Raw genomic sequence first — 22,535 nt, forward strand, 5'->3', positions numbered from 1 at the left:
GCATTTGGCTTCGTAGATCGTATTTTCATATTTGCTAAATTCCTGGGCCTCAAAATCACAAGAGGGGCATTCGTCATACAGAATATCTTTTTTCCTATTTTCCTCAATCTGTGGTTTTAAGTTGTCGAATATTACTTGAAGAAATTCATGCAGCCTTCTTAATTCCGTATCCAATTCTGCGATTTTGTTATGCCACGATGAAAACTCTTTTTTCCACTTGGCTATAAGAAGTTGATGCAGAAAAAACCATGCTTTTAGTTGCTTCTTAACTATGTGGCGCTTGAATTTTCCACTTTCTTCCTCAGAGTGTTCTTCATGAAAGAAATGGACCATTTTATTTCTGTCGTTAGCTACTACCTTAAACGCATCCAGCTCTGCGTTAGATAGGCCACTACGTACTACCTTTTTGAGCTTGTTCGCCGCCTCAGTTAGTGTTACTGACTGAAAATCGCCAGCAATAAATTTATCCCAATCTACTTCCTGTCTCTGAGAAATAACCAATGACCAGTGCTCTTTCATTAGTCGAGCCTTGACGAAAAGCTCGACCGCCGCATAAAAATGAATAACCGAATATTTAGGCTGGCCATCTAATTCAGAGATGGCTTTAAATAGAAAGTCAAAAGCATTCTCAACCAATCGGCTAAACATTTCTTCTTTATTCATATCGTCTGAGCACTCTCGTTGAGGTATAACGTTCAAGGTGAGGGACGATGTGGGGCTTTGTCGCGTAGCATTCCCCAGACCGCTGGGTTCGGCGTAACTGGGTCAGTAAACGTCCTCATCTCCATTCTGAGTTTTGCGGCTCGGCTTTAGCTGGCGGTTTAAGCCTCATCGGGGTCGAATGTGTCTTCGTCGTAGTAGTTGATGATTGTGTAGACCTTAGGAACCCCCCGCACAGTTTGAACGCGAACATCCACTATGTAGGCCAAATCATGCCACTGCTTTTGGAACCGCGAGTTGCCGGCGAGCATCGCCTTCTTGACTGCGCTGTTCTCGAATATTACTTTGACCGGCGACGGAGTGATGTTCTCGATGACCGCGCGGTCCCCGGTGCTCCCCCCATCGGAGAATCTTGTCTGACTCCAAATCATCACGCGCTTTCGCTGAATGTGATCATCGGGCTCGTCAAGTTTCTCCAACTGTCGGCGAATTCCATTCTGTGCAGCATTCGCCTGCTCTGAGTTGATGAATACTTGATTTATGACTGTCCCGCCCTCTGAGACAGTGAAGTTCATTTGGGAGCCACTGTCTTTGGCGACCGGCTCAAGAATGTTGTTCCACTGCTTAAGGTCGTTTTTCGTCAGCACCGTAGGCGGTGTAGCCAGTTTTCCGTTTAGCCACTCGATCACCGATTTAGCGTGATTGACCCATTCCAATAAGGAGCCGCCCTGCCAGAGCAGCGGAACCACCGGCATGGCTTGGGCGACCAACTCCACGATGATTGACCCGGAGCGAACGTCCTTGATGAACAATTCGGCGCCGACCTGATGCTGCTCGTTGTCGATAGCATACGCCGAGATCGGTTCAATGGCTCCTTTCGGTTGACTTTTTCACTGTCTCTTCTTGGCCGATTGTACGCATTCAGCACTCGACCAGAAAGCAGTCGTCGAGACCACCAAGACGGCGTGGCCGGGGCGCGGCGGCGGTCGGCGAGGGCGGGGCCCCGGGCGCGCGGGTCGGGCCCGACTGGGGGCCGCGCGGGTCCGAGGCGGGGCGATCGCCGGGCCGGGATGACCACCCCCATCCGGCGGCCCGGGCGCGTCCCCTGGGCCCGAGTTTTGGTTCGGCGGCGGCGGCGGGGCGGCGGCGGGCTGCGGCCGTGGGCGGTCCGGCGCGTCGCGGCTGACGTGCGCGCCGCGGGGGCCGGCGAAAGGCGGTAAAGGTGGTGAAGGCGGTGCCGTGGGCCGCTCCGCCATCTTCGCCGCCTTTACCGCCTTTGCCCGGGCGACGGCGGGGGGACACGCGGCCAGCCGGCGCATGGCCCGGGGCCGCCTTCACCGCCTTCACCACCTTTTTCGGGGCGCGCGGCGAAATCGTCGGGCCCGTGCGGTTCGTAAGGCGAAACCAAGAGCGCGGGGCGTGCGTGTTCTGATAGGACGAAACCAGAGCGTGCACCTTGGAAGAGATTCTTGGTTGATCTGAGACTGTGAACACGTCCAGTAACTATCGGAGGAGAGCCCTGGCTATACCTCGCTACTGATCAAGTCCTTGAGGTAAGAGAAATGCTATATGTATAGTTGAGAAACCAAATGACCAGGTAGTGTACTGGTGGCATGGCTCCGTGATCGTCAGCTATGCGCTTCGTGCTGAGACCGCGGCGATGGAAGGCGGTAAAGGCGGTGAGCGGTTCCGCCTAGCGCACCCGGGAGGGACGACGATTTCGCCGCGCGGCACGAAAAAGGCGGTGAAGGCGGTGCGATGGTCCCCTCCGGCTTCGCCGCCTTCACCCGAGCGAACAGGACGAAATCGTCGGTGTCTCCGTGGCGAGCGGTCCGCCCGGCGATTCTCGGTGATCGACTGACGCGACGCGAGGCGGGGCCGCAAGCCGGTAAAGGCGGTGCACAGGCCCGGCGCCGCCTTCACCGGCTTTTCCGGGGTGCGCGGTGAAACCGTCCGGCGACGCGGTGCTGAAGGTTCGCCTGAAGGACTCGGAAAGGCCAATGAAAGGTTAGCGATGAAATTCGCCAAAAGTTATTGCGCGGCAACGCTGAGAACTGTATGATGGCTGCCGGCTTTCACTCAGCGCTGCATTTGATCTACCCGCGAGCTGGGCGTTTATGCCGAACGTAACAGGCAGATTCCACCCTTTTTTGCCCTTCAACTCTCTGAAGCCATGGGTCTAGAGATCGAAGTGTTGGGCAAAAAGAGCTCAGGGCGCGCGTGGGAATGCACAACTACATTGACGCCGGTCACACGAAACGGGGAATTCCGCCCTACTACCTGTATTCGTGACCGGCCTGACTATCGAGTAGCCTTCCGCAGGTTTCCACGCGGATGAAGGCTCGTAGGCAGTACTAAGTGGAGCGTACTCGATGGGTACGTGGGACGAAAAGCATAGGTGCTTTCGCGTCCGCCACAATGCTTTTCAGTTCCTTGCGGACGCTCAATTCTTAATAGGAATAGAGCCAATGAGAAGCATCAAATCCCCACACTTCTGCCCACAACGCGCAGGAACATCAACTCCATCAACCACTGCGGCTTCGTCGCTACCCAAGCCGCCACCACCAAAGGCGTCTCCGCCTTCCTCGGCTGGATGCGTACCGCCTCACCAAAGATCGACTCCGACCGTGTCCAAGCCGCTGCCTAAGGTGCCGGCCGAGTGGATCAAAGCCAAAAACGGCGGTGACCGTGCCGCTCCAGCCCCCGACCTACCCACGGTAACCGAGCGCCCGCACGTCACCAACGCCGAGTTTGCCAATGCCATATTTCGGTCTGTACCCGAAGGTGCTAGCCCAGCGATCTGCTCGAAAGCTGGCGATCCCGAGAAGGGCGGCTGGCCCGCGATGAGGCTCGATGCCCTCGCGGATCGCTGCCCCGCAGGCAACAACAACTTCCTGAACTGTGGCAGCTTCAGTGTGCAACCGGATGGAAGCGTCCAAGCGCGCAAGGGCCAGGCCGTAGCTGTCCATTGCCTGCTACTCGACGATCTGGGTACGAAGGTCCCAATTGAGTCTCTGGGCGACTTCAAGCCCTCGTGGCTAATCGAGACCAGTTCCGGGAACCACCAAGCGGGCATAATTCTTGACCGCCCACTTTCCATCGCCGAGGCGGAGGCTCTGCATAGCGCCATTGTTCGGAAGGGCCTGTGTGACGCCGGCGCTGGCGGGCCTGCCACCCGCTGGGTGCGAATGCCTGTCGGTGTGAATGGCAAGGAGAAATACCGGGCGGCAGACGGGTCACCATTTCCTTGCCGCTTGGTCGATTGGTATCCCGAACGACGCTACAGCGCAGACGAAATTATTGCCGGCCTGAAACTGGAGGTAACGGCTACTCCGGTGCCCAGGGGGCCAGCTCAGGCGCCAGTGGGTCGCTCACGTGCGCTGCCTGAGAGGGGCGATAGCGTCTACACCCCCAAGGCGGCCGAGAATCCCGTGGTAACGGCTCTCAAAGAATGCGGACTCTACAAGGCGCAGACCGGGCCGGGAAAGCACGACATTACGTGCCCGTGGGTTAATGAGCACACCGATCAGCTCGACAACGGCGCGGCGTACTTTGAGCCCGACGATGGCTATCCGAGTGGTGGCTTCTGCTGCCACCATTCGCATCGCGATCGCTATCGTCTGCACGAATTGCTGCATTTCCTGGAAATTTCGGAGGCCGAGGCGCGAAATAAGCCGGTGATCCGCATAGTCGCCGGAGAGATGCCGCGCGTGCTCGATGCCGCAGAGCGAGAGCTGGCGAAACTTGGCTTTTACCGGTCGGGTGGGCGGATTGTCTCAGTTGCGATCGATCCGCTCACCGGCGATGCTTCGATGGTACCGATCAGCAAGGCGACGCTCACCACGACGTTGGCATTACTTATTCGATGGGAAAAGCCCGATCTTGGCGCAAAGAAAAACTCCCCGTGCGATCCGCCAGAGCGCCATATCGGGCTTATCAACGATGGGCAGAACAGTCGTCATCTGCCGTTACTGACCGGCTTGGCCCGGCAGCCATACTTCCGGGAGCGGACGGGCGAGCTGGTCATGACGCCCGGCTACGACTCTGAATCGCAGCGCTTCGGGGTCTTTGATCCTCGGGATTTCGTCCTTGGTGATACGACGGTCGAGGGAGCACGTAAAGCGCTCGCGACGCTCGAAGACCTGTTAAGCGAGTTCCACTTCGCCGAGGACAACGATCGAGCCGCGGCATTGGCGGCCATCTTCACCGCGGTGGTGCGGCTCTCTCTCGCGTATGCACCCGCCTTCCACGTCCAGGCGCCCGTTTTCGGTAGCGGGAAGAGCTTCCTGTGTGACCTGACCGGTTGCTTTGCCGGTCCTGCTGGCAACAGGAAGGTGAGCTATCCAAGAACGTCCGAGGAAGCGACCAAGGCCATCCTGGCGCTGCTGCGGAGCAGCCCTGCGGTTGTCGAGTTCGATGATATGGACACTGATTGGACTCCGCACGGTGTAATCAACCGGATGCTGACAGCTGAGCATATTAGCGACCGTATCCTGGGGGTAAGCGAGACGGCGACGGTGAGCACGCGTACGCTGTTCTTGGGCTCCGGAAATAACGTCGGGCCAGCGCGCGATCTCCTTCGCCGGGTGCTGACTATCCGCCTAGACCCTCGCTGTGAAACGCCCGCTACGCAGAGTTACTCCGGCGATCCCGTGGCAGCGGTCCGCGCTAGCCGAGGGGTGTATGTCAGCGCGGTGTTCACCATCATTGTGGCATGGCGTGCGGCCGGCTCGCCACGGGCAGATGTAGCGAGCATCGCGACCTATGGCGGCGAGTGGGCCGATTACTGCCGGCACCCACTGATCTGGTTGGGTCTTCCAGACCCGGCGACGGCCCTCATAGCCGATTCGACTGAGCACTACCGGACGGCCCCTTTTTCCTGATCACCGCACCGCCATTTCCGTAGCACACCCCTTTCCATTCTCAACCTTGGAGGCTTCACCATGCCCGTCGTAAAACTCACCCCGAGCTTCATCGCTCACCAACTGCTCTGCCCGGAAGGAAAATCCCGCATCGAGATGTGCTGCGCTGAAACACCCGGCCTGTACATCGAAGTGCGCGCCACCAGCCAGGGGCAGGGCACCTATTACCTGCGCTATAAGGATGTCAATGGCAAGACCTGTCACCAGAAAGTAGGCCGCACGATCGACCTTTCGCTCACCGATGCACGCAAGCAGGCGAAGTCACTCAGGGCAGAAATCGCTCTCGGTGCCGACCCTCGCGGGCAGGCCAAGGCGCAGAAGGAAGTCCTGACCTTCGCCGAGTTCTTCGAGGGGCATTATCTTCCCTACGTCACGCCGCGGAAACGCAGCTGGCTACGGGACGATGAGCTCTATCGCCTGCGCATCAAGGAAGTGTTCGGAAGCAAGCGCCTGAACCAGATCACCCGCCAGCAGCTGCAGTCGTTCCATACCGCGCTGCTGGAGAAGGGCCTGGCCCATGCCACCTGCGACCATCACCTGAAGCTCCTGAAGCACGCCTTCAACCTGGCCATCGACTGGGGGCTGACCGACAGTAACCCGGCGGTGCGCGTGCCGATGTTCAATCGCGATAATAAGGTCGAGCACTACCTGGACGGCGATCAGCTCGAACGATTGCTGTCCGTGCTGCGCGACGACCCCAATCGCGCGGTCTGCGGCATCGCCCTGTTTCTGCTCTCGACGGGCTGCCGCTTGAACGAGGCACTCTCGGCGACCTGGGAGCAGGTGAATCTTCAGAATCGTGTCTGGCGAATCCCGGCCTTGAATTCAAAGTCCAAGCGTATCCGCTCGGTGCCTCTGAATGATACGGCGATCGGAATTCTGTCCCGGCTCGACACGGTGGGCGCGGACGGCTATCTCTTCATCAACACGCAGACGGGAAAGCCCTACACGACCATCATGAAGGTCTGGTCGCGGTTACGCAGCAAGGCCGGGTTACCGCAGCTGCGCATTCATGACCTGCGTCACCAGTTCGCCTCGTTTCTGGTGAATAGCGGCAGGACGCTGTATGAGGTGCAGAGTATCCTGGGCCACAGCGATGCGAAGGTGACCCAGCGGTACGCGCATCTGTCGTCGAGATCGTTGCAGGACGCCGCGAATACGGCTTCGGTGATGATTCAGGGGGGCAACATCGTGGGGGCGGCGTGGGCGGCGGCGGTGTGACGGCGGGTAGTCGGTGAGGCCCCGGGCGCGAGTTGGTCCCGAGTGGGGGCCGCGCGTGTCCGGGGCGGGGCAATCGCGGCGCCGGGATCACCGCCCCATTTGGGCGGCGGTGATCAGGCGAAATCTCAAGACGATAGCCGTTATTTTAGCGCAGACAGATCCGTTTCAATCCTTGCTCCGGCGAAGTGGACAGTAAAGACAGCCGAGCTTCCGCGTGGAGTAAAACTGTTCCTCCAGTCACCATCCGAGGGAGTTTTGGACGCGTTCGGCGAATACATCATGATTAATGAGGATGCGCTTGCTGATGGGGATACGCTCGCGGACTACATAGGGTTTTTAATAAATAGGCCCTCCCCAGAGTTTGAGGAGCTCTCCGTGATTAAGGACTCAACGCTTGAGATAAGTGGTCAACCCGCTCGTATGGTTGTCTTTCGCGCAAAGCATCGCGAGCAAGGTGGTACTGTTGTTTTAATGAACTATTTCGTACAAAGTGGGCGTGTTGTATATATGATCAATGCAGGTACGCTCCCATCAACTTATGAAACTTGGGGAGCAAAACTCCAGCAGTTATGCCTTACATTTCGACTGGAATAGAGTTTAGTTCTGCCTAGCCGAACATCGAGATTATGGCGGGCGGCCGATTGAAAATTCTGGAATGCGCGTGTCTTGTGCGTCGAGTAAAGAGCTTGTGAGCGAAAGAGTACAGCGCCATGAAACTACCATCACTCCGCCACCCTCCTAGGCGCCAGTCATTTTGGCGTGCGGTGGTAGCTGCCACGGCAGCATACTTACTGATACTGGTCGCGCTCATCAGTGTCTACTGGGTGCTCCGGCCCTTCGTTTGGGCTGCCCTCTATGGCGAACCTTATAGTCCCGCTCCTGCGTCTGGACCCTATCCACTTGATAGCGGGGAGTGGCTCTTTACACAAGCTATTGGATTCTGTGCCTCAATAGCAGCCGGTGTCATGGGAGCCTACTGGTCTCCGCCAAGGTCGAGCAGGCCGATAGTGATCTTAGTGCTCCTGAGCTTCGGGGGTTTGCTTTTCGGGGAGTTTTCCTTGGAAACGTCGCCGCTTCGAATGGCTCTGTATGCCTTACAGATGCCTCTCTCGGGCCGATCGCACCGCCGTGATCACCGCCCCCTTCCGACACCGCGCGGGCGTCCCCGAGGCCCGGGTTTTGGCACGGCCCAGGACGTCCCCCGAGGGCCAGAGTCCGGCGCTCACCCCGCGGGTCGGTTCTGTTTCCGGTCGGTAAAAAGTGAGGTGATTTCCTTGATTTGGTTCGAGTTTTCGCACCCAAAAAGCAACCGACCGAGCGCCAAGGTTCGGGATAGGCTCGGTCCGAAACGATCGGTCGAATGCGAAGGAAAAAGACGTTACGAATCTTCAGCTTGGCCGCCATAGAAATCGGTGTGAGTTCGACTGTTAATCCGTAGGTCCCTGGTTCGAGCCCAGGTCGGGGAGCCACAGAAAATTCCTAGTAGTACAAGCGCTTAGCCCAGCCCTCGCGGTTGGGCTTTTTGCGTTTGGGGTGCGCGTCCGGGCCTATACCGAGCTGGGGGTGGGTCGGGGGCCACAACCTGACTGCGGCTTCGTTTATGTGCAGCCTCCCAAGGAAGCCTCAGCATTTGCGCAGGCGTTCCGTACCCAGCTGATCACGTCACTTGTCAATGAAGGCGTCAATGTCGCCAAGCAGCCGGCCGGAGCGACGGAAGTGGACTTCGACATCCAGATCGTCAAGTTTTCACCGCGGCGTCTTGACGGTACGTTCACCAGCGCGACTGCAATCTATGCTGGCTTATGGGCTCTGGATGGTCTGTGGGTAGGCACTTCGCCGGGTGCTGCCGGTGCCCTGGCCGCCGTGGCCTTCGACGCCACCCGCTGGTCAACCTCTGAACTCGCCTCCGGACCAACACCACAATACGAAGTGATCATCACCATCTCGGCTAGCGATGCCACGCAGTACCTTGGTCGTGCAACCAACGTCTACTACATTGCGGACTCTGACGAGATGCTCTACAAGGCAGCCACCGCGCCGGTCCTGCACACCATCACGGTCAGGGGAGGGCAATGATGCCCAAGGTGCTCCTGCTTGGCGGCTTGGCGACTATCGCCTTGCTAACGGGCTGTGCGTACAACGACAACGTCAATCGTGCGCCCGAACCTAGCTATGCGTCTGTCGCCAAGAGTGAATTCATCGCCGCCAACTACCGCGCCGCCGATGCGTTGATGGAACAGTTCAAGAGTCAAGCCTATGGCGGCCCGCTCATCGTTGCCACCGTTGTGAATATTGATCTGCTCGAACAGTCGTCCACACTCGGCCGGCTGATCTCGGAGCAGGTTTCCGCGCGTTTTTCCCAGAGAGGATTCAGCGTTGTCGAGATGAAGTTCCGGAGCAACGTCTATATGAAGAAGAGCGCCGGAGAACTCCTCCTTACGCGGGAAATCAACGAAATCGCCCGCTCGCACGACGCGCAGGCCGTCATCGTGGGGACGTATGGAACGAGCGGCGATGCCGTTTTCATCAACATGAAAATCGTGCAGCCGGGTAACAACATCGTTATGGCTGCATATGACTATGTTCTGCCGTACAACAATGAGATACGAGTCATGCTGGGTCGTGCCAAGTGAGGAAGCTGATGCAGCATCTGGGATTGGCTCAGTTTCGATGCTCCGTTTCTCACGGGTAATCGGAATCCTCAGCCTTGGCGAGTTGGCGCCCGGGCTGAGGGCAAATGTTAATCCGTAGGTCCCTGGTTCGAGCCCAGGTCGGGGAGCCACAGAAAATTCCTAGTAGTACAAGCGCTTAGCCGAGCCCTCGCGGTTGGGCTTTGCGTTTGGGGTGGGCGTCCGGGCCTATACCGAGCTGGGGGTGGTCGGGGCGTGGGGCAGGGCCGGGAACTTGCGCAAGGGAAGGGCGCGGTGGCGGGGAGGCCATGTGTGTGTGCTGCCGGGGGCTGTAGTGGCACCTTTCGGCTGGTCGGCGTCCTGGCGGCACGATTGCGGATTGGCGAGCATCGATCTACTGCCCACTCATCCTCCCTTTAACACCTCGTTGTCATATTTCGGGTTTTTCTAGCCCGCGCCGATTTTAAGTCGTTGATTTGAAAGAGGCGGGTTTCTGGAGGTGTAATGTTGTGCCATAATAGTTTCGCCGTTCTGGTTTTTCCCCTTGCATTTCTTGTACGATCGTGGGCATGTATATCCGACAGACACGAACGAACAACAAGGTCACCGGCGAGGGCTACTTCACCTACCGGCTGGTGCGTGGCGAACGCATCGCAGGCAAGGTCCGTCAGATCACCCTGCTGAATCTCGGGCGCAATTTCGCGATCAAGCAGGAAGACTGGCCGATACTGTGTCGTCGTATCGAACAGTTGCTGCACCCCCAGGAAGCGCTGCTGCCGTTGCCATGCACAGGTCATATCGAAAGTGCGGCCCAGCGCTACGCCGGGCAGCTGATCGTGCGGGCACCGATGAGCGACGCGTCGGCGACAGAGGCCAGCGACCCTGCCGAAAACCCGCGTCCGCCGGCGACATTCGTCGAAGTCGATGTTGACTCGCTGCAAACGATGCAGCCGCGTTCGGTCGGCGTCGAGCACGTCGGCCTGCATGCGCTGGTCGAACTGGGCATCATCGACCAGTTGCGGGAGTTGGGCGTTAATGGCGTTCTGCGGGCGTCGATTATCGGCAATTTGATCGGCAGAATGGCCCATCCGGGCTCCGAGCGGGCAACCTGGAACTGGCTGCAGAAGCACAGCGCTTTGGGCGAACTGATCGACGTCGACTTCCTGTCGATGTCACACATGGGTCTTTACCGGGGTTCGGACATCCTGATGAAGCATCGGGAGGTGATTGAAGCACGTTTGTTTGGCAGCGTTCGCACGCTCTTTGGTCTGGAAGAGACGATTACGCTCTACGACCTGACCAACACCTACTTCGAAGGCGAAGTCCCGAGCAATCGCAAGGCCAAGCGTGGCCGTTCCAAGGAGAAGCGTAGCGATTGCCCCTTGGTGACCCTTGGCCTGGTGCTCGACGGCAGTGGTTTTGTGCGCCGCTCGCAGACCTTCGAAGGGAATGTCAGCGAAGCTGGCACGCTTGCCGGCATGCTGACCGGCTTGGCCGCCCCGGCAGGGGCGCTGGTGATCATGGACGCGGGCATCGCCAGCGAAGCCAACGTCGCCTGGCTGGTCGAACACGGTTATCGCTACTTGGTCGTTCGTCGCGGGGGAACCCGGCAGTTCGATGAAACACAGGCGATCACGATCGAGACCGCCGACGAGCAACCGTTGCACTTGCAGCGGACGCTCAGTGAAGACGGTCAAGAGCTTCAGTTGAATTGCCATTCACCGGGTCGCCAACTCAAGGAGGAGGCAATGCTCGAATCCTTCAGCCAGCGCTTCGAAGCCGGATTGCAGCAAATGCTCGATGGCCTGGCCAAACCGCGTGCCGAGAAACGCCCCGACAAGTTGCTCGAACGACTCGGCCGACTGAAGCAGAAGAGTCGCGGCACCAGCCAGCATTACACGGTAAACCTGGTGACGGACGAGTCGGGCAAGCGCATCACCGGGATCACCTGGCAGAAGGTGCCCCGCGAGGGGAGCCAGGCGACACACCCAGGCGTTTATTGCTTGCGTACCAATCAACTCGACTGGGATGAAGAGCGGCTCTGGCGCACCTATACTCTGCTGACTGACCTGGAAAGTGTGTTTCGCAGCCTGAAGAGCGAGCTGGGCTTGCGGCCGATCTACCATCACAAGGAAGATCGCGCCGACGGCCATCTGTTCATTACCGTGTTGGCTTACCAGTGCGTGCAGTTCCTTCGCGTCAAGCTGAAGGCGGCTGGCATTCACGACAGTTGGACGACTTTGCGCGAGACCCTCTCGATGCAGTGCCGGACGACGACGACTTTCCGCCAGCGCGATGGCCGCACGCTCCATGTCCGCAAGGCCACCAACGCCGAGCCAGAGCAAATGACGATCTATCGCGCCTTGGGCATCCACTCACAACCCGGAGGACTCCGAAAACTGATCGCCTGACAGCACATTACGCGCTTGTTGTGCCATTAGAAATTCATTTGCCCTGCAAGCAATTGATTATGCAAGAGGTTTTTTGGGGTAGGTTAAACAGGGGTCATGCCAAACGATTGACTTCCGGCCGTTCGGCCCTACAATCCTCATGGGGATCGCCATCGTGGCGGGTTCGTTCCAACAATGTTTATCCGCCACCAACGACCAGCGGTTGAGCCCGGCGCTTTCGGGGCGGCAGATGGACGCTATTCGGTAGCCACCATGGCCATGGATTTCGAAGATTATTTCAACGATTTGCAGCAAGAGATCAAGGCATTTCGAAAAGGGCTGACAGCCGAATCGGATCGTGGTTCTGCATTATTTGCCACAGCATATCTCGACAAGGCAATCTCTGACTTGCTGTATCTCTCCGTAGTCTATGAGCCCAAGAAAGTCAAGAAAGATTTATTCGATTTCAACTCCCCACTGGGTACCTTCTCATCACGCATCAAGATGGCTTATTACCTAGGTAAAATCTCTAAAGAAGTGCGCCAGGATTTGGACTTGCTGCGTGACATTAGAAATCGCTTTGCACATCACCCAAGTGTTGTCAGCTTTGATGACGAAAAAATTGCAAATAAATGCAGGGAACTGCAATTCTCTTTTCGTGAAAAGAAGGATCAACCCAGGCTTCACTTTTTGGGCTCTGTATTTGGCGTGCTCGCCCAAATTCACAGCTCCATGCTTACGGTGCGAGCTCCCGACCCGAGGCTCACTGATAGGCCCACTGAGGAAGTAAAGACCGCCCACCGGGCCAAGTTGGATTTGGATGAGTAAATGATGGAAGGAGTGGGGTAATAAGCACTTTGTAAATGACCTTCCACCTGGCTTTTTTGGTCGCGGGTGGAAAATCACTCAAGTGCTACGTTATGTATCAAACGTAGGGATTTTACTGTGAGTCAAATAAGTATCCGAACTGAGAGTCAGCTAAATCCGGTTGGCGATGAGGTGTCCGCTCTAATTGCCGCCGCAAGGCCGATTCTTCAAGGACTTCTTTTTGCTTTAAAGCAGGAAGTCGTAGCCGAAGTGGGTGGCTACGAGAATGTTAAGCTTCTGATGCTGCCCCGCATGTACCGTGCGGGTGATGGTGATATTGGCATTTGCTTTGAGTACGCCGTACACGACGCAGTAGGACGGGGCGAGCCAAATGTCGTCGAGAAAGTAAATGACGGGATGAGAAAGTATTGCAAGGTGAAGGGAAACGACACTGCCTCAATACTGTTCGGCGCTGAGAAAAGTGGCGCACTGCGACTTATAGATACCGCCAAAGGCCTCCTCACCGACGACTCGCGACTCTTGACAGGAGCACAAGCTCAACCGATTAAGCTACGTCGCTACATCAATTTGTTGGCAGCCGCATTTCGCCGTCCAACGACAAGACTCTATTTGCCAGCAAGTATCAGCGGAGCATGGAAGGCTGACCTATTTCTTGGAATGAAAGACACAGACCGCTGGGTTGGAACGACAGTTAAGATAAACCCCGCCCAACTCGAAGGCGCAACAGGAATTAGAGTAGGAATTGTTCCTTCTCGTCATGGAAAAAGCGACAAGATCACGTTCGACGTCGGGAAAAACCTAGTCATTTGTCCTCTTCCCTATGATGCGGCATTTATGGAGGTATTTTACTCGGCTTGGTTTATTATTCAGCAGTTCATTGCGGCTGATGCACAGGTGCCAAGAGAGGCTTCGCTTCCAACAACGGCACAACGCATGGTGGCGAAGTTGCTTGCCGAGCGTAGGGCATTCCCGCTCGTCGATGTCATAGAGGCACTCGGTCCGATAGCTCAGCCGGAACTTCTTCAAACGATCGCTCGAGACCGCCCCGTGGAGCCGAGCCGCGAAGAAGATGCGCTGGTCGAGACGTTAATAGCACCAATCTCCCGCTTTGTTGAGACCAGTGCATAGCCGGACAGCTTCCAGGGGCGCTGCACGATGAAGCCGCGCAGTGCCGGGGCTGCCATCTTATCCATCAAGAGGAGTCGATCTCGTGGCTATTAACTTTGCAGCGGTGCACGAAGAAAAACGCTGGCGGAAGCACCGCATTCACAAAACGCTTGCCGCCGCAATAGATGGGAAGGACGGCGCACAGAACCTCCTCCGGCAGATCGGTCGAGTGGCTGGCATGTGGAAGAAGTATGGCAATGTTCATTGCGTTTTCGTTTGGGAAGATGATTCAGATGTGGGACGCGCATTCCGACTTGCAGTTGAGGGTAGCAGCACAGTCGAATCCGCAGTGGTCCCGATAGAGAACCTTCTTCGCTTCGATGCGAACAAGTGCTGCACAGATCAGGAAATCGTTGATTGTTTCGCTCAGCTACCCGCATCGACTGTTGAAGTAGCAGAAGCGACCCCTCTTACAACGAACATGCCATTAGATGATGGAAGTCTGTTTCCCAATGAACTGCCTGAAGGCGCCAACTACACTGAAGGGTTGGCTCAAGAGGTTCTGGTAAACCGATATGAGCGGTCACTGGAATCCCGCAAGGCTTGTCTAGACCACTACAGGTGCGTTTGCCAGGTTTGTAACCTCGATTTCAGTGAGCGGTACGGCCCTCTTGGCACCGGGTTTATACATGTTCATCATCGCGTTCCCATTGCTTCGATAGGCACCGAATACAGCGTTGACCCCATAAGTGATCTCGTTCCTGTGTGCCCGAACTGTCATGCTATGCTCCACAGGCATGAGCCTCCGCTTAAAATAGAGGAGTTGCGGGCATTACTGAATGACGCTTAAAACAGGCACATCACGTCGGCAAGTGACCCTGCCGGCAGGGGATGATCGCAACGACACCAACTAATCTACGGAAGCCACATGAAGCAATGGCGCCTAGCCGAGACTGGAGTTCTGCCCAAACGAGACGAAGTCACGCGCAAGGCGGAATTCCTCGCAGAGGTGGAAGCGAAAAGTGAGGCCGCCGCCAATTCTGGCAACGTGAGTCGCTATTTAGGAGGCAAGTATTGATGGTTCGACTTTTCTTTTCATACTCCCATGAGGACGAATCACTAAGAGACGAATTGGAGAAACATCTTGCTGGCCTGAAACATCAGGGCATCATCGGCGCGTGGCATGATCGGCGCATTGGAGCGGGCGACGAATGGGGGAAGAAAATTGACGACCGACTACGCAACGCGGATATCATTCTGTTGCTGGTCAGCGTCGATTTCATTGCCTCCAGATACTGCTATGATTTGGAAATGACTTATGCGTTAGAACGCCATGATGCGGGCCAGGCCAGAGTAATCCCAGTCATTCTTCGCCCATGCGATTGGCAAGACCTACCCTTTCGCAAGCTGCAGGCAGCAACTCGGGATGGTCGTCCAGTGGTGAAATTCCCTACTTTAGATGATGGGTTTATGGAAGTTATTCAGGCTATCAAACGTGCTGCGAAATCTATGCATGGCAGTACTGAAGTGCTATCTCCGGAGAACTTCGAGCAATCATCAAAGACCCAGCCCGTGCCCAGAGTCTCGGGCCCGAGATCCAGCGAGCTGCGTGTTCGGCAGTCTTTTACGGATCACGATCGCGATGAATTCATGATGGCTAGTTTCGAATACATCGCAGCGTATTTTGATAATTCACTAACGGAATTGAGCGATCGGAACTCTCATCTAAAGACCTATATCCGGCGCCGGGATAAAAATGGCTTCGAGGCCGTCATTTACTCAGACGGTAAGCAGGCGGCAAAATGCGGGATTTGGTTAAGTGGTGGTTCTTTCATGGGCGGAATTGCCTTCAGCAGTTCGGGCCTAGGTAATGGAAACAGTTTTAACGAAAGCATGAGTGTGGCGAATGATGGTCACAGTCTCGGCCTCAAGCCCTTGGGAATGTCTTCCCTCTTGACGGAGCATCGTGACACTTTCCTGACTCAGGAGGGTGCGGCAGAGTACTTCTGGGCAATGCTAATGCAGCCTTTGCGGTGACGCTGCATTACGCTCATAGGTGTGCTTGATATATCTACAGGGGCGTTCAATAAAGCCTCATGCCAAGGAGAAACGGAATGCTCGAATGGAATCAACTTCATCAAAATCTTGAAATGGCTTCTCGTCGCCATCGTCAGCTTGCTGCCAGATACGAACAGTTTGCTAAGGACGTCGCCGAGCAAGTCACCGCTCCAGAATTTCACATCAAAGGCATTGGCATTTCTTTAAACATCGACCAAGGGTTTTTTTCTACAACCTTCGCTGGACGCACTTTGAATTTCGCGTTCGAGTCGCTCCCCGGTGAGGATGGCGTCCTAGTCGGAAAAGGTCACTTGTTCTTTCCTCAAGAAGCAATTGCCCACACCTGATTACATCTCTATAGGTGGTTTTCAGTTCAATGGCAAGGGTCAAACAACCCTTATTGATCCGACGGGCGGCGACCGCATCACAATCGATACTGATCTCGCTGCGCTGTATGTGGTGCTCAACTACATTTACGAGAGTCTATCGCGGTGAAAGGCACTATCCCTGTAGTCCGGGAGGACACCTCTCCGACAAACCGCTTCGCGCCTATGGATGAGTCCCCTATCCCCAATCCGCAATCCAACCAAGGAGCTGCCCATGAAGAAATCCCTAACCGCAATCACCATCGCCGCACTCGCCGCGCTCGCCGTCGCCACCCACCAATATCGCCAATCCACCGCCGCCGCCGAGCATCACCAATCCGATCTCCTGTCGAAGCTGCACACGGTCGAGCGCACCCTGTCGGCGACCAAGCAGGACCTCCTCGGCTACACCACTTTCACGCAATACCTGGAGGTCACCAAGAAAGCCATCTCAGGCCGGACGAAATTCCTGGCCGCCAGGATCGACCGAAGCTACGTCCATGTCGAGCACATCAATAGGTCAGCGCTGGGCATTAAGTCGGACGCCACCATCATCCTGAACTATGCCGTGGAGTATTCCGTCGGCTACGACCTGAGCCCCGAGAGTTTCAGTGTCGCGGCAGACGCTACCGGCATCACCGTGACGCTGAAGAAACCGGAACTCGTAGCGTCGCCGGCCATCGGGGCGATCTCCCATGAAATCCCCGGCAAGGGGCTGCTGATCGATGAGAAAGAGCAGGTGATCGCCCTGCAGCAGCGTCTGACCATCGCCGCCGAGAAGCAGGGCGACGCCATCAGTATGGAGGAAGCAGTGATCGCCCTCTGCGAGCGGAAGCTTGGGGAATTCCTGCGCGACTTCCTGGCGAAGCAGCCGAATGTTCGCGCCGTCCCGATGATCACGTTCGCGTATCGCTAGAACGGAAGCACCAAGCAGCACCAAGCAGCACCGAGCAGTGCCGAGTAGCACCGCAGCACTCACCAGTTCTCACCCCGCCAGCTCGCCCATTTCACAGTGGTCGGGCATTTTTTTCGTCCACGAAAGGAGTTCCAAATGTCCTTCACCATCACCGATCAGCTTCCCACTGATCATCGCGCCGCAAGCTGTCACCAACTTCATTCCCTGCCCACCCTGGAGGCGACCCATGCTCGTCCTTCGTGATCCCGAGGCCACCCGCAGTATCGTCGCCCCGGAGATACGCCGACTCGTAGAGCAGCGGTTCCTCGATATCTGCGACCGGGAGCCCTACGAGCCAGACCTGCACGGCTACATGATCGTCGTCGAAGCCGGCGACAGCGTTCAGGACCTGGAGGAGGAGAGCGGTTGCCCTGTCTCGTTTTTCGAAGTACTGGAGGAACTGGACACCTGCTACGAAATGGTCTTCGTCCCCGGCGACGGCGATTTCGGTGTCGTGATCTTCATCCCCAAGCTGGAAGGCATCGATCCCGACCTTCTCGCCGTGTGTGCCGAGTATGCAGTCCCGGCGCCCTGACGCGTACCAAGCAGTCCAACCAAGCCGCACTTTTTCATTCATCCACCCCCAGCCACCCTGGCCTTCACGGTCTCGGTGGTTTTTTCATTTATGGAGCCCGTTATGCAGAACCATCCGATCCCCAAGGACACCATCGTTATCGAGATGGCGGAACACCTCGGTGCCGACGACCGCGAAGCCTTCGAGGAACGCGCCGCCATCATCGAGTACGACGGTCATCTGCCGCGTGCCCACGCCGAATGCCTCGCGCTGCTGGCGGTACTACGGCGTGATGCGCTGGCAGGGAAAGGTGTCGTCGTCCTGCAGGCTGAAATCGATGGCGGCACCGAATGGCTGCTGACCGCCGACCTGGCCATCGCCCGCGCACACCTGGCGGATATCGGGGGCAGGGAAGTCGCCGTTCTCGATCCAGCGGAGGTCATCGCGGCGCAGTACGGCGGCGTCGCAGTCCTGGGTACGCTTGGCTAAGGCGCGCCAATCTGACCATCTTATATGGATGAAGAAATCCACCGCCCACCATCACGTAAAGGAGTCACGCAATGAAGAAAGCAGTACAGAAAACACCAGCAGCCACGACCAAGGCGGCAGCCAAAGTAACCACCAAGGCCACCACCACCACCGAGCTACCCCTGCGCATCCTGAAGATCGCCCGCTGCCCGACGGTCTCCGGGAAATCTCCGGGAAATCGGCGCTGACGTATCACCTTGGCGGTACCCCGGAATCGGTCATCAAGATTCGCCTCTATGGCAACACCGGAAGCGGCTTCCTGAATCAGGACTGGATAGGCTGGACCGCGATTCAGGAGAAGCTTGAACTGCATAGCCCTTTCACGTCACAGGTGCTGCACGCGCTGTTCAGCGGGAAGTCCCTGAACAGTCCCGGCTTTCTGATGGCGGTGCTCAGGGTGGAAGGCGTGGTGAAGGCTTCGACAGTGAAAGGGCGCTGCTATGAGCTGACGAAGGACGCCGGGTTTCTGGCCGAGATCTGAGCACGGTCATCAATCATGATGGAAAAAAGAGCGATTGTGATCAAGCAGGTTGATGCTCTTTCCCTTCGATAAACCGATCATTATTCACATGTTCTCGACCGATGATGGACTGCTCGAAGTGCCATCACGACGTGATCAGAATTTGGTCATCAAGAATGACGTGTTGCAGGCAGCTGAATCGTTTTGCTTTTTTTGTTTTTTTGTCATAAATGATCACGAGCGTGATGACCGGCTGCGCGTTGCGGACCGGACCGGCGCTAACGCCATCAACTTGCGCGAACATTGAAAGATCAAAAACCGTGGCGCTACTCAGGTTTTCCGGCTCATCTTATTCGCTCGTCGCTTTCCCTCTTTCCCGACGGCACGCGCTTGCTGCCGCGCCAGCCGGGGAAGGTGCCCGGTTTTCTCCCCGTCGGGATAGGCGCGGCAAAACTCGGTCAGGCTGGGTGTTCTTCCCGTCGAGCCACGGCCAGGCGCAGACCGGCCGCGGACAGGACGGCCAGCAGCGTTTCAAGTGTCGGATTCCCCTTGGGAGACAGCGCGCGGTAAAGGCTTTCACGGCGCAGGCCGGCGCGTTCTGCCACCTCCTCCATGCCTTGCGCTTGGGCGACATGGCGCAGGGCGCGCAGCAGGCATTGGCGTCCGCCGGGTTCATCGGCCTCTTCCAGCGCGGCAGCCAGGTATTCATCGGCAAAAGCCGGATCTTCGCGGAGCAGTTCCACCATTGCGTCATCGTGGGGGCGGGCGGCTTTCATTGTGCGTTCCTCATTTTCCAGTCTTGCCAGTAGCGGACAGCGGTTGCGATGTCGGCTTGCTGCCGGCGCTTGTCGCCACCGACCAGCAGTAACAGCACTCGGCGGCCTGCCTGAGCGTAATACACCCGGTAGCCGGGGCCGTGGTCTATCTTCAGTTCCCATACTCCATCGCTCAGCGGCTTGTGGTCGCCGAAGTTGCCAGCGGCCATGCGCTGCACCCGGACGGCCACCCTTGCGCGTGCCTGCCTGTCTGCTAGGTCTGCGAGCCATTCCTTGAACGGGTCGCGGCCGTCTGCCATCTGGTAGTCGAGAAGGTCGAACATAAGTTTGTAACGTATATGTTACACAAGTTTCGCAGGAGTCACAAACCCCGTCAAGCCGCGATTCGTGCCACCGGCGCGCGTTCCTTGGCGCGCTCGCCAGCGGTCCACAAGTCGCGTTGTGCCTGCAGCCGTAGCCAGTAGCCGGGCGAGGTGCCCAATGCTTCGTGCAAGCGCAGGTCCATGTCGGCGGTGATGGCGGCGTGTCCGTGCAGGATGCGAGACAGCATGACGCGGCTGATGCCCACGTGTGCAGCGAACGCAGTCACGCTCATGTCGAGGTCGTCCAGCCAGCCGGCGAGCAGGTCGCCGGGGGGCGCGGGGTTGTGCATGTCCATGTGTCGGGCCTCAGTGATAGTCGATGTAGTCGAGCAGCTCCACGTCCGTTCCGTCGAACCGGAAAACCAGCCGCCAATCCAATTCGCCTCAAACCGTCAGCGCATGGTAAGAGGATGGAACTGGCTTGTGCCTCGTCGGCTGCGCCTCCTCGCGATGACCTGCGGGCTGGGGAGGGCGGCCGCGGTCAGGGCACGGGTCCGGGTCCGGTACGTCATGTGCGTGTGCAGCCGAGTCCCTGGTGCTGTCTCGCGATCTGCCGAGCGGCCAAGGGCAATCGCCGTTACTTCATCGGCATTACTTCATGCTCTCCAGCAGGTCCACCAGCACCTGGTCGAAGGTGTCGACCCGGATCAGTCCCAGGCGTGGATACTCGATGTCGATGACGACGTGCACCGCCAAGGCCATGGTCGCGGCGAGACCGATCATGTGCAGCCAGTTGCGCGACCTGGCTGCGGACATGCCGTAGCCGGCGAGCAGTGCTGCAATCAGCGCGAGCCCGTAGAGCAGCACGAAGATCACCACCGGGGGGTGCATCGTCGCCGCTGTGGTACGCGTGGTAGTGATGTCGATCATCTGGTTCAGCGCCGGCAAGAGCAGCATGGTGGCGGCGGGCGGCGCGTCATTCATCTGGCTGGCGGCGAGGGCCTGGCTCCAGATTTCTCCCTGCAGCTTGATTGAACGCGCCAGCTCCGCCTTGGCTGCCTCGATGTCGGGCAGCTTCCGATAGGCTTCCAGCCGCGAACCAACGTAGCGCCGGAATTGATCGCGAAGCGCCGGTTGCGCGGCGGGAGGCAAGAGGTCGAGGCGCAGGTAGGCGGTGCCGATGTCGTTGGCCTCCTGGACGATCAGACTCCGACGCTCGTCAAAGCGCGTCGCCGCGCCCGAAAAAGTGAAGGCGATGAGCAATCCGAGCAGGGCGAAGACCGCGCCATCTACGGCGCCGGTACCGGCCTGTGCGCCTTCGGGATCGTTGGCGCGTCGGCGAACACCAATCCGTCGCCCGATTTCGAGCAGCGCTACCATGCCAACGAAAAGGACAAAGGTAATAAGCGAAGCGAAGGCTGTGTAGCTCATGAATTTTCTTTCAGGCCGATGATTTCGCACCATTGTCGTCGACAATCGGCACGCCTGTATAGCAGTCTGGGGAGCGAATCCCGATGCTCAATGCAAAGTCCAAAGGCATCCGCTCGGCGTCTCTGAATGCTACGGTGATCGGGATTCTGTCCCAGCTTGACACGGTGGGCGTGGACGGCAATCTCTTCATCAACAGGCAGACGGGAAAGCCCTACACGACCATCATGAAGGTCTGGTCGCGGTTACGCAGCAAGGCCGGCTTACCGCAGTTGCGCATCCATGAGCTGCGCCATAGAGCAAACCGCCAGCAGCAAACCGCCAGCGCAGGGAGCCGAACAGTTATCGGCACTCCTGCTGCGCAAGCGCAGCCTCCCCGGCGGCCTCGGGTGCATCCAAAAGGCGCGGGTTTTGGCGTGGCCCCGCCGTCCCCAGAGGCAGCATCCGGAGCTCAGCCGCGGGACGCTTCTGTTGCTGGTCGGTACAAAATGACGCTACTTCCTTGATGAAAAGAGCGACGGATTCGGCATGGTGATGTCGTTGAGGCGCCTGGACAGATTTGGCCTTCCCTTGCTGCTTCTAACTCACTCCGCTCTTGTAGAAATACGCCAGGGTCAGCAAGCTGCCGAGCGCGACAATGAAGCGCCGTAACCACAGGGCAGGAATGCGGCGCGCGACGCGGCCGCCCGCGTAGCCGCCAAGCGTTCCGGTCACCAGCATCACTATCGTGTGGGGCCAGGAAACGGCATCGGCGACGACGAAGGTGACCACCGCAACCGAGTAGATCACCGCCGATAGCCAGTTCTTCAGCGCATTGATCTCGTGCACATCGTCGAATCCCTGGATCGCCAACGCGGCGAGCATCAGAATGCCCATGCCGGCGCCAAAGAAGCCACCGTATATCGACACCACGAGCTGAAACAGGAAGCCGCCGACGCCGACTTGCCGGCTGTTGGCGGGGCTGTCATCGGCTGCGCGCGCGGGTTTGCGCAGGCCAGCGACCAAAGCCGAGAACTGGGTACTGAAGGCGAAGAGGACCGTGGCCACGAGGAGCAGCCAGGGAATCAGGTTGGCGAAGGCAGCATTCGACGTGGCGAGCAGCAACAGGCCACCGGCGATGCCACCGAGGAAGGCAACCAGGGTCAGCAGCGGCAGCGCCGTGCGAAAGCGCAGCAGTTCGGTACGAAAAGCCCACGCTGCGGCGAGGCTGCCTGGCCAGAGGGCAACCGAGTTGCTGGCGTTGGCCATCACTGGCGGGACGCCGGCGGCGAGCAGCGCCGGAAACGACAGGAAGGTGCCGCCACCGGCAACCGAGTTCATCGCCCCGGCGCAGAAAGCGGCGATGGCGAGCAAAGCGTAGGTGGCAATCAGGCTGGCGTCCATAAGGGCGG

General features: G+C 57.8%; 25 protein-coding genes and 1 pseudogene. 17 read left to right on the top strand and 9 right to left on the bottom strand.

Features of this window, described 5'->3' with window-relative positions; all coding sequences use genetic code 11:
• Together V5B40_RS18055 and V5B40_RS18060 are read right to left on the bottom strand one after the other, a co-directional pair.
• A pseudogene (locus V5B40_RS18055) lies at nt 1-663 on the bottom strand (hypothetical protein); the annotation flags it as partial.
• Between the two features lie 158 nt (nt 664-821).
• Nucleotides 822-1,472, bottom strand: a complete 651-nt coding sequence (locus tag V5B40_RS18060) for a hypothetical protein (RefSeq protein WP_332355795.1) — start codon at nt 1,470-1,472, stop codon at nt 822-824.
• A 1,815-nt stretch (nt 1,473-3,287) separates the two neighbouring features.
• On the opposite strand from V5B40_RS18060, the gene V5B40_RS18065 reads away from it, so the two are divergent.
• The 8 genes from V5B40_RS18065 to V5B40_RS18100 all read left to right on the top strand — a co-directional run bounded on the left by V5B40_RS18065 (nt 3,288) and on the right by V5B40_RS18100 (nt 13,779).
• The gene (locus tag V5B40_RS18065; RefSeq protein ID WP_332355796.1) at nt 3,288-5,543 is read left to right on the top strand and encodes a DNA-primase RepB domain-containing protein; all 2,256 of its coding nucleotides are present in this window, start codon (nt 3,288-3,290) and stop codon (nt 5,541-5,543) included.
• 60 nt (nt 5,544-5,603) lie between these two features.
• Complete coding sequence (locus V5B40_RS18070; RefSeq protein ID WP_332355797.1) at nt 5,604-6,803, top strand: tyrosine-type recombinase/integrase; 1,200 nt, start codon at nt 5,604-5,606, stop codon at nt 6,801-6,803.
• Between the two features lie 279 nt (nt 6,804-7,082).
• Nucleotides 7,083-7,397, top strand: coding sequence for a hypothetical protein (locus V5B40_RS18075; protein ID WP_332355798.1), 315 nt, complete (start codon nt 7,083-7,085; stop codon nt 7,395-7,397).
• A 1,008-nt stretch (nt 7,398-8,405) separates the two neighbouring features.
• Entirely contained in the window at nt 8,406-8,879 is a 474-nt protein-coding gene (locus V5B40_RS18080; protein ID WP_332355799.1) for a hypothetical protein, read from the top strand.
• Nucleotides 8,879-9,436, top strand: a complete 558-nt coding sequence (locus V5B40_RS18085) for a FlgO family outer membrane protein (RefSeq protein ID WP_332355800.1) — start codon at nt 8,879-8,881, stop codon at nt 9,434-9,436. The genes V5B40_RS18080 and V5B40_RS18085 overlap by 1 nt, the downstream gene beginning before the upstream one ends.
• A gap of 566 nt (nt 9,437-10,002) precedes the next feature.
• The gene (locus V5B40_RS18090; RefSeq protein WP_332355801.1) at nt 10,003-11,844 is read left to right on the top strand and encodes an IS1634 family transposase; all 1,842 of its coding nucleotides are present in this window, start codon (nt 10,003-10,005) and stop codon (nt 11,842-11,844) included.
• A gap of 174 nt (nt 11,845-12,018) precedes the next feature.
• On the top strand, nt 12,019-12,651 hold the full coding sequence (locus V5B40_RS18095) for an MltR family transcriptional regulator (RefSeq protein WP_332355802.1): 633 nt from the start codon (nt 12,019-12,021) through the stop codon (nt 12,649-12,651).
• A 171-nt stretch (nt 12,652-12,822) separates the two neighbouring features.
• Nucleotides 12,823-13,779, top strand: a complete 957-nt coding sequence (locus tag V5B40_RS18100; protein ID WP_332355803.1) for a hypothetical protein — start codon at nt 12,823-12,825, stop codon at nt 13,777-13,779.
• Between the two features lie 64 nt (nt 13,780-13,843).
• On the opposite strand, the gene V5B40_RS18105 is transcribed toward V5B40_RS18100, so the two are convergent.
• Nucleotides 13,844-14,023 (bottom strand): hypothetical protein, encoded by a 180-nt coding sequence (locus tag V5B40_RS18105; RefSeq protein WP_332355804.1) that lies wholly within the window; start codon nt 14,021-14,023, stop codon nt 13,844-13,846.
• Nucleotides 14,024-14,239: 216 nt separating this feature from the next.
• On the opposite strand from V5B40_RS18105, the gene V5B40_RS25315 reads away from it, so the two are divergent.
• The 4 genes from V5B40_RS25315 (at nt 14,240) to V5B40_RS18120 (ending at nt 17,097) form a co-directional block, all read left to right on the top strand.
• The gene (locus V5B40_RS25315; protein WP_434735889.1) at nt 14,240-14,608 is read left to right on the top strand and encodes an HNH endonuclease; all 369 of its coding nucleotides are present in this window, start codon (nt 14,240-14,242) and stop codon (nt 14,606-14,608) included.
• Nucleotides 14,609-14,835: 227 nt separating this feature from the next.
• Complete coding sequence (locus V5B40_RS18110) at nt 14,836-15,795, top strand: toll/interleukin-1 receptor domain-containing protein (protein WP_332355961.1); 960 nt, start codon at nt 14,836-14,838, stop codon at nt 15,793-15,795.
• A 77-nt stretch (nt 15,796-15,872) separates the two neighbouring features.
• On the top strand, nt 15,873-16,163 hold the full coding sequence (locus V5B40_RS18115; protein ID WP_332355805.1) for a hypothetical protein: 291 nt from the start codon (nt 15,873-15,875) through the stop codon (nt 16,161-16,163).
• 253 nt (nt 16,164-16,416) lie between these two features.
• Nucleotides 16,417-17,097: a hypothetical protein gene (locus V5B40_RS18120; RefSeq protein ID WP_332355806.1), complete on the top strand. Its 681-nt coding sequence runs from the start codon at nt 16,417-16,419 to the stop codon at nt 17,095-17,097.
• A gap of 69 nt (nt 17,098-17,166) precedes the next feature.
• On the opposite strand, the gene V5B40_RS18125 is transcribed toward V5B40_RS18120, so the two are convergent.
• Nucleotides 17,167-17,298: a hypothetical protein gene (locus tag V5B40_RS18125; RefSeq protein ID WP_332355807.1), complete on the bottom strand. Its 132-nt coding sequence runs from the start codon at nt 17,296-17,298 to the stop codon at nt 17,167-17,169.
• 25 nt (nt 17,299-17,323) lie between these two features.
• Here V5B40_RS18125 and V5B40_RS18130 point away from each other — a divergent pair, with 25 nt between their 5' ends.
• The 4 genes from V5B40_RS18130 (at nt 17,324) to V5B40_RS18145 (ending at nt 18,945) form a co-directional block, all read left to right on the top strand.
• Nucleotides 17,324-17,671: a hypothetical protein gene (locus tag V5B40_RS18130; RefSeq protein WP_332355808.1), complete on the top strand. Its 348-nt coding sequence runs from the start codon at nt 17,324-17,326 to the stop codon at nt 17,669-17,671.
• A gap of 102 nt (nt 17,672-17,773) precedes the next feature.
• On the top strand, nt 17,774-18,139 hold the full coding sequence (locus V5B40_RS18135; RefSeq protein WP_332355809.1) for a hypothetical protein: 366 nt from the start codon (nt 17,774-17,776) through the stop codon (nt 18,137-18,139).
• Between the two features lie 28 nt (nt 18,140-18,167).
• Nucleotides 18,168-18,659: a hypothetical protein gene (locus tag V5B40_RS18140; protein WP_332355810.1), complete on the top strand. Its 492-nt coding sequence runs from the start codon at nt 18,168-18,170 to the stop codon at nt 18,657-18,659.
• A 52-nt stretch (nt 18,660-18,711) separates the two neighbouring features.
• A complete protein-coding gene (locus tag V5B40_RS18145) occupies nt 18,712-18,945 on the top strand; it encodes a hypothetical protein (protein ID WP_332355811.1) in 234 nt (77 codons plus the stop codon).
• Between the two features lie 151 nt (nt 18,946-19,096).
• Here the strand turns inward: V5B40_RS18145 and V5B40_RS18150 are convergent, their stop codons facing one another.
• The 4 genes from V5B40_RS18150 to V5B40_RS18165 form a co-directional block, all read right to left on the bottom strand.
• Complete coding sequence (locus V5B40_RS18150) at nt 19,097-19,414, bottom strand: addiction module antidote protein (RefSeq protein ID WP_169066655.1); 318 nt, start codon at nt 19,412-19,414, stop codon at nt 19,097-19,099.
• Entirely contained in the window at nt 19,411-19,737 is a 327-nt protein-coding gene (locus V5B40_RS18155; protein WP_332355812.1) for a type II toxin-antitoxin system RelE/ParE family toxin, read from the bottom strand. Before V5B40_RS18155 ends, V5B40_RS18150 begins: the two co-directional genes overlap by 4 nt.
• A gap of 50 nt (nt 19,738-19,787) precedes the next feature.
• Entirely contained in the window at nt 19,788-20,072 is a 285-nt protein-coding gene (locus tag V5B40_RS18160; RefSeq protein ID WP_291982575.1) for a HigA family addiction module antitoxin, read from the bottom strand.
• Nucleotides 20,073-20,367: 295 nt separating this feature from the next.
• Nucleotides 20,368-21,147, bottom strand: coding sequence for a DUF4239 domain-containing protein (locus V5B40_RS18165; protein ID WP_332355813.1), 780 nt, complete (start codon nt 21,145-21,147; stop codon nt 20,368-20,370).
• A gap of 83 nt (nt 21,148-21,230) precedes the next feature.
• Between V5B40_RS18165 and V5B40_RS18170 the strand changes: the two genes are divergently transcribed.
• The gene (locus V5B40_RS18170) at nt 21,231-21,650 is read left to right on the top strand and encodes a hypothetical protein (protein ID WP_332355814.1); all 420 of its coding nucleotides are present in this window, start codon (nt 21,231-21,233) and stop codon (nt 21,648-21,650) included.
• A gap of 73 nt (nt 21,651-21,723) precedes the next feature.
• Here the strand turns inward: V5B40_RS18170 and V5B40_RS18175 are convergent, their stop codons facing one another.
• Nucleotides 21,724-22,527: a sulfite exporter TauE/SafE family protein gene (locus V5B40_RS18175; protein WP_332355815.1), complete on the bottom strand. Its 804-nt coding sequence runs from the start codon at nt 22,525-22,527 to the stop codon at nt 21,724-21,726.
• Nucleotides 22,528-22,535 lie beyond the last annotated feature (8 nt).

This window comes from Candidatus Accumulibacter meliphilus, from assembly GCF_036625345.1.
Classification (GTDB): domain Bacteria; phylum Pseudomonadota; class Gammaproteobacteria; order Burkholderiales; family Rhodocyclaceae; genus Accumulibacter; species Accumulibacter meliphilus.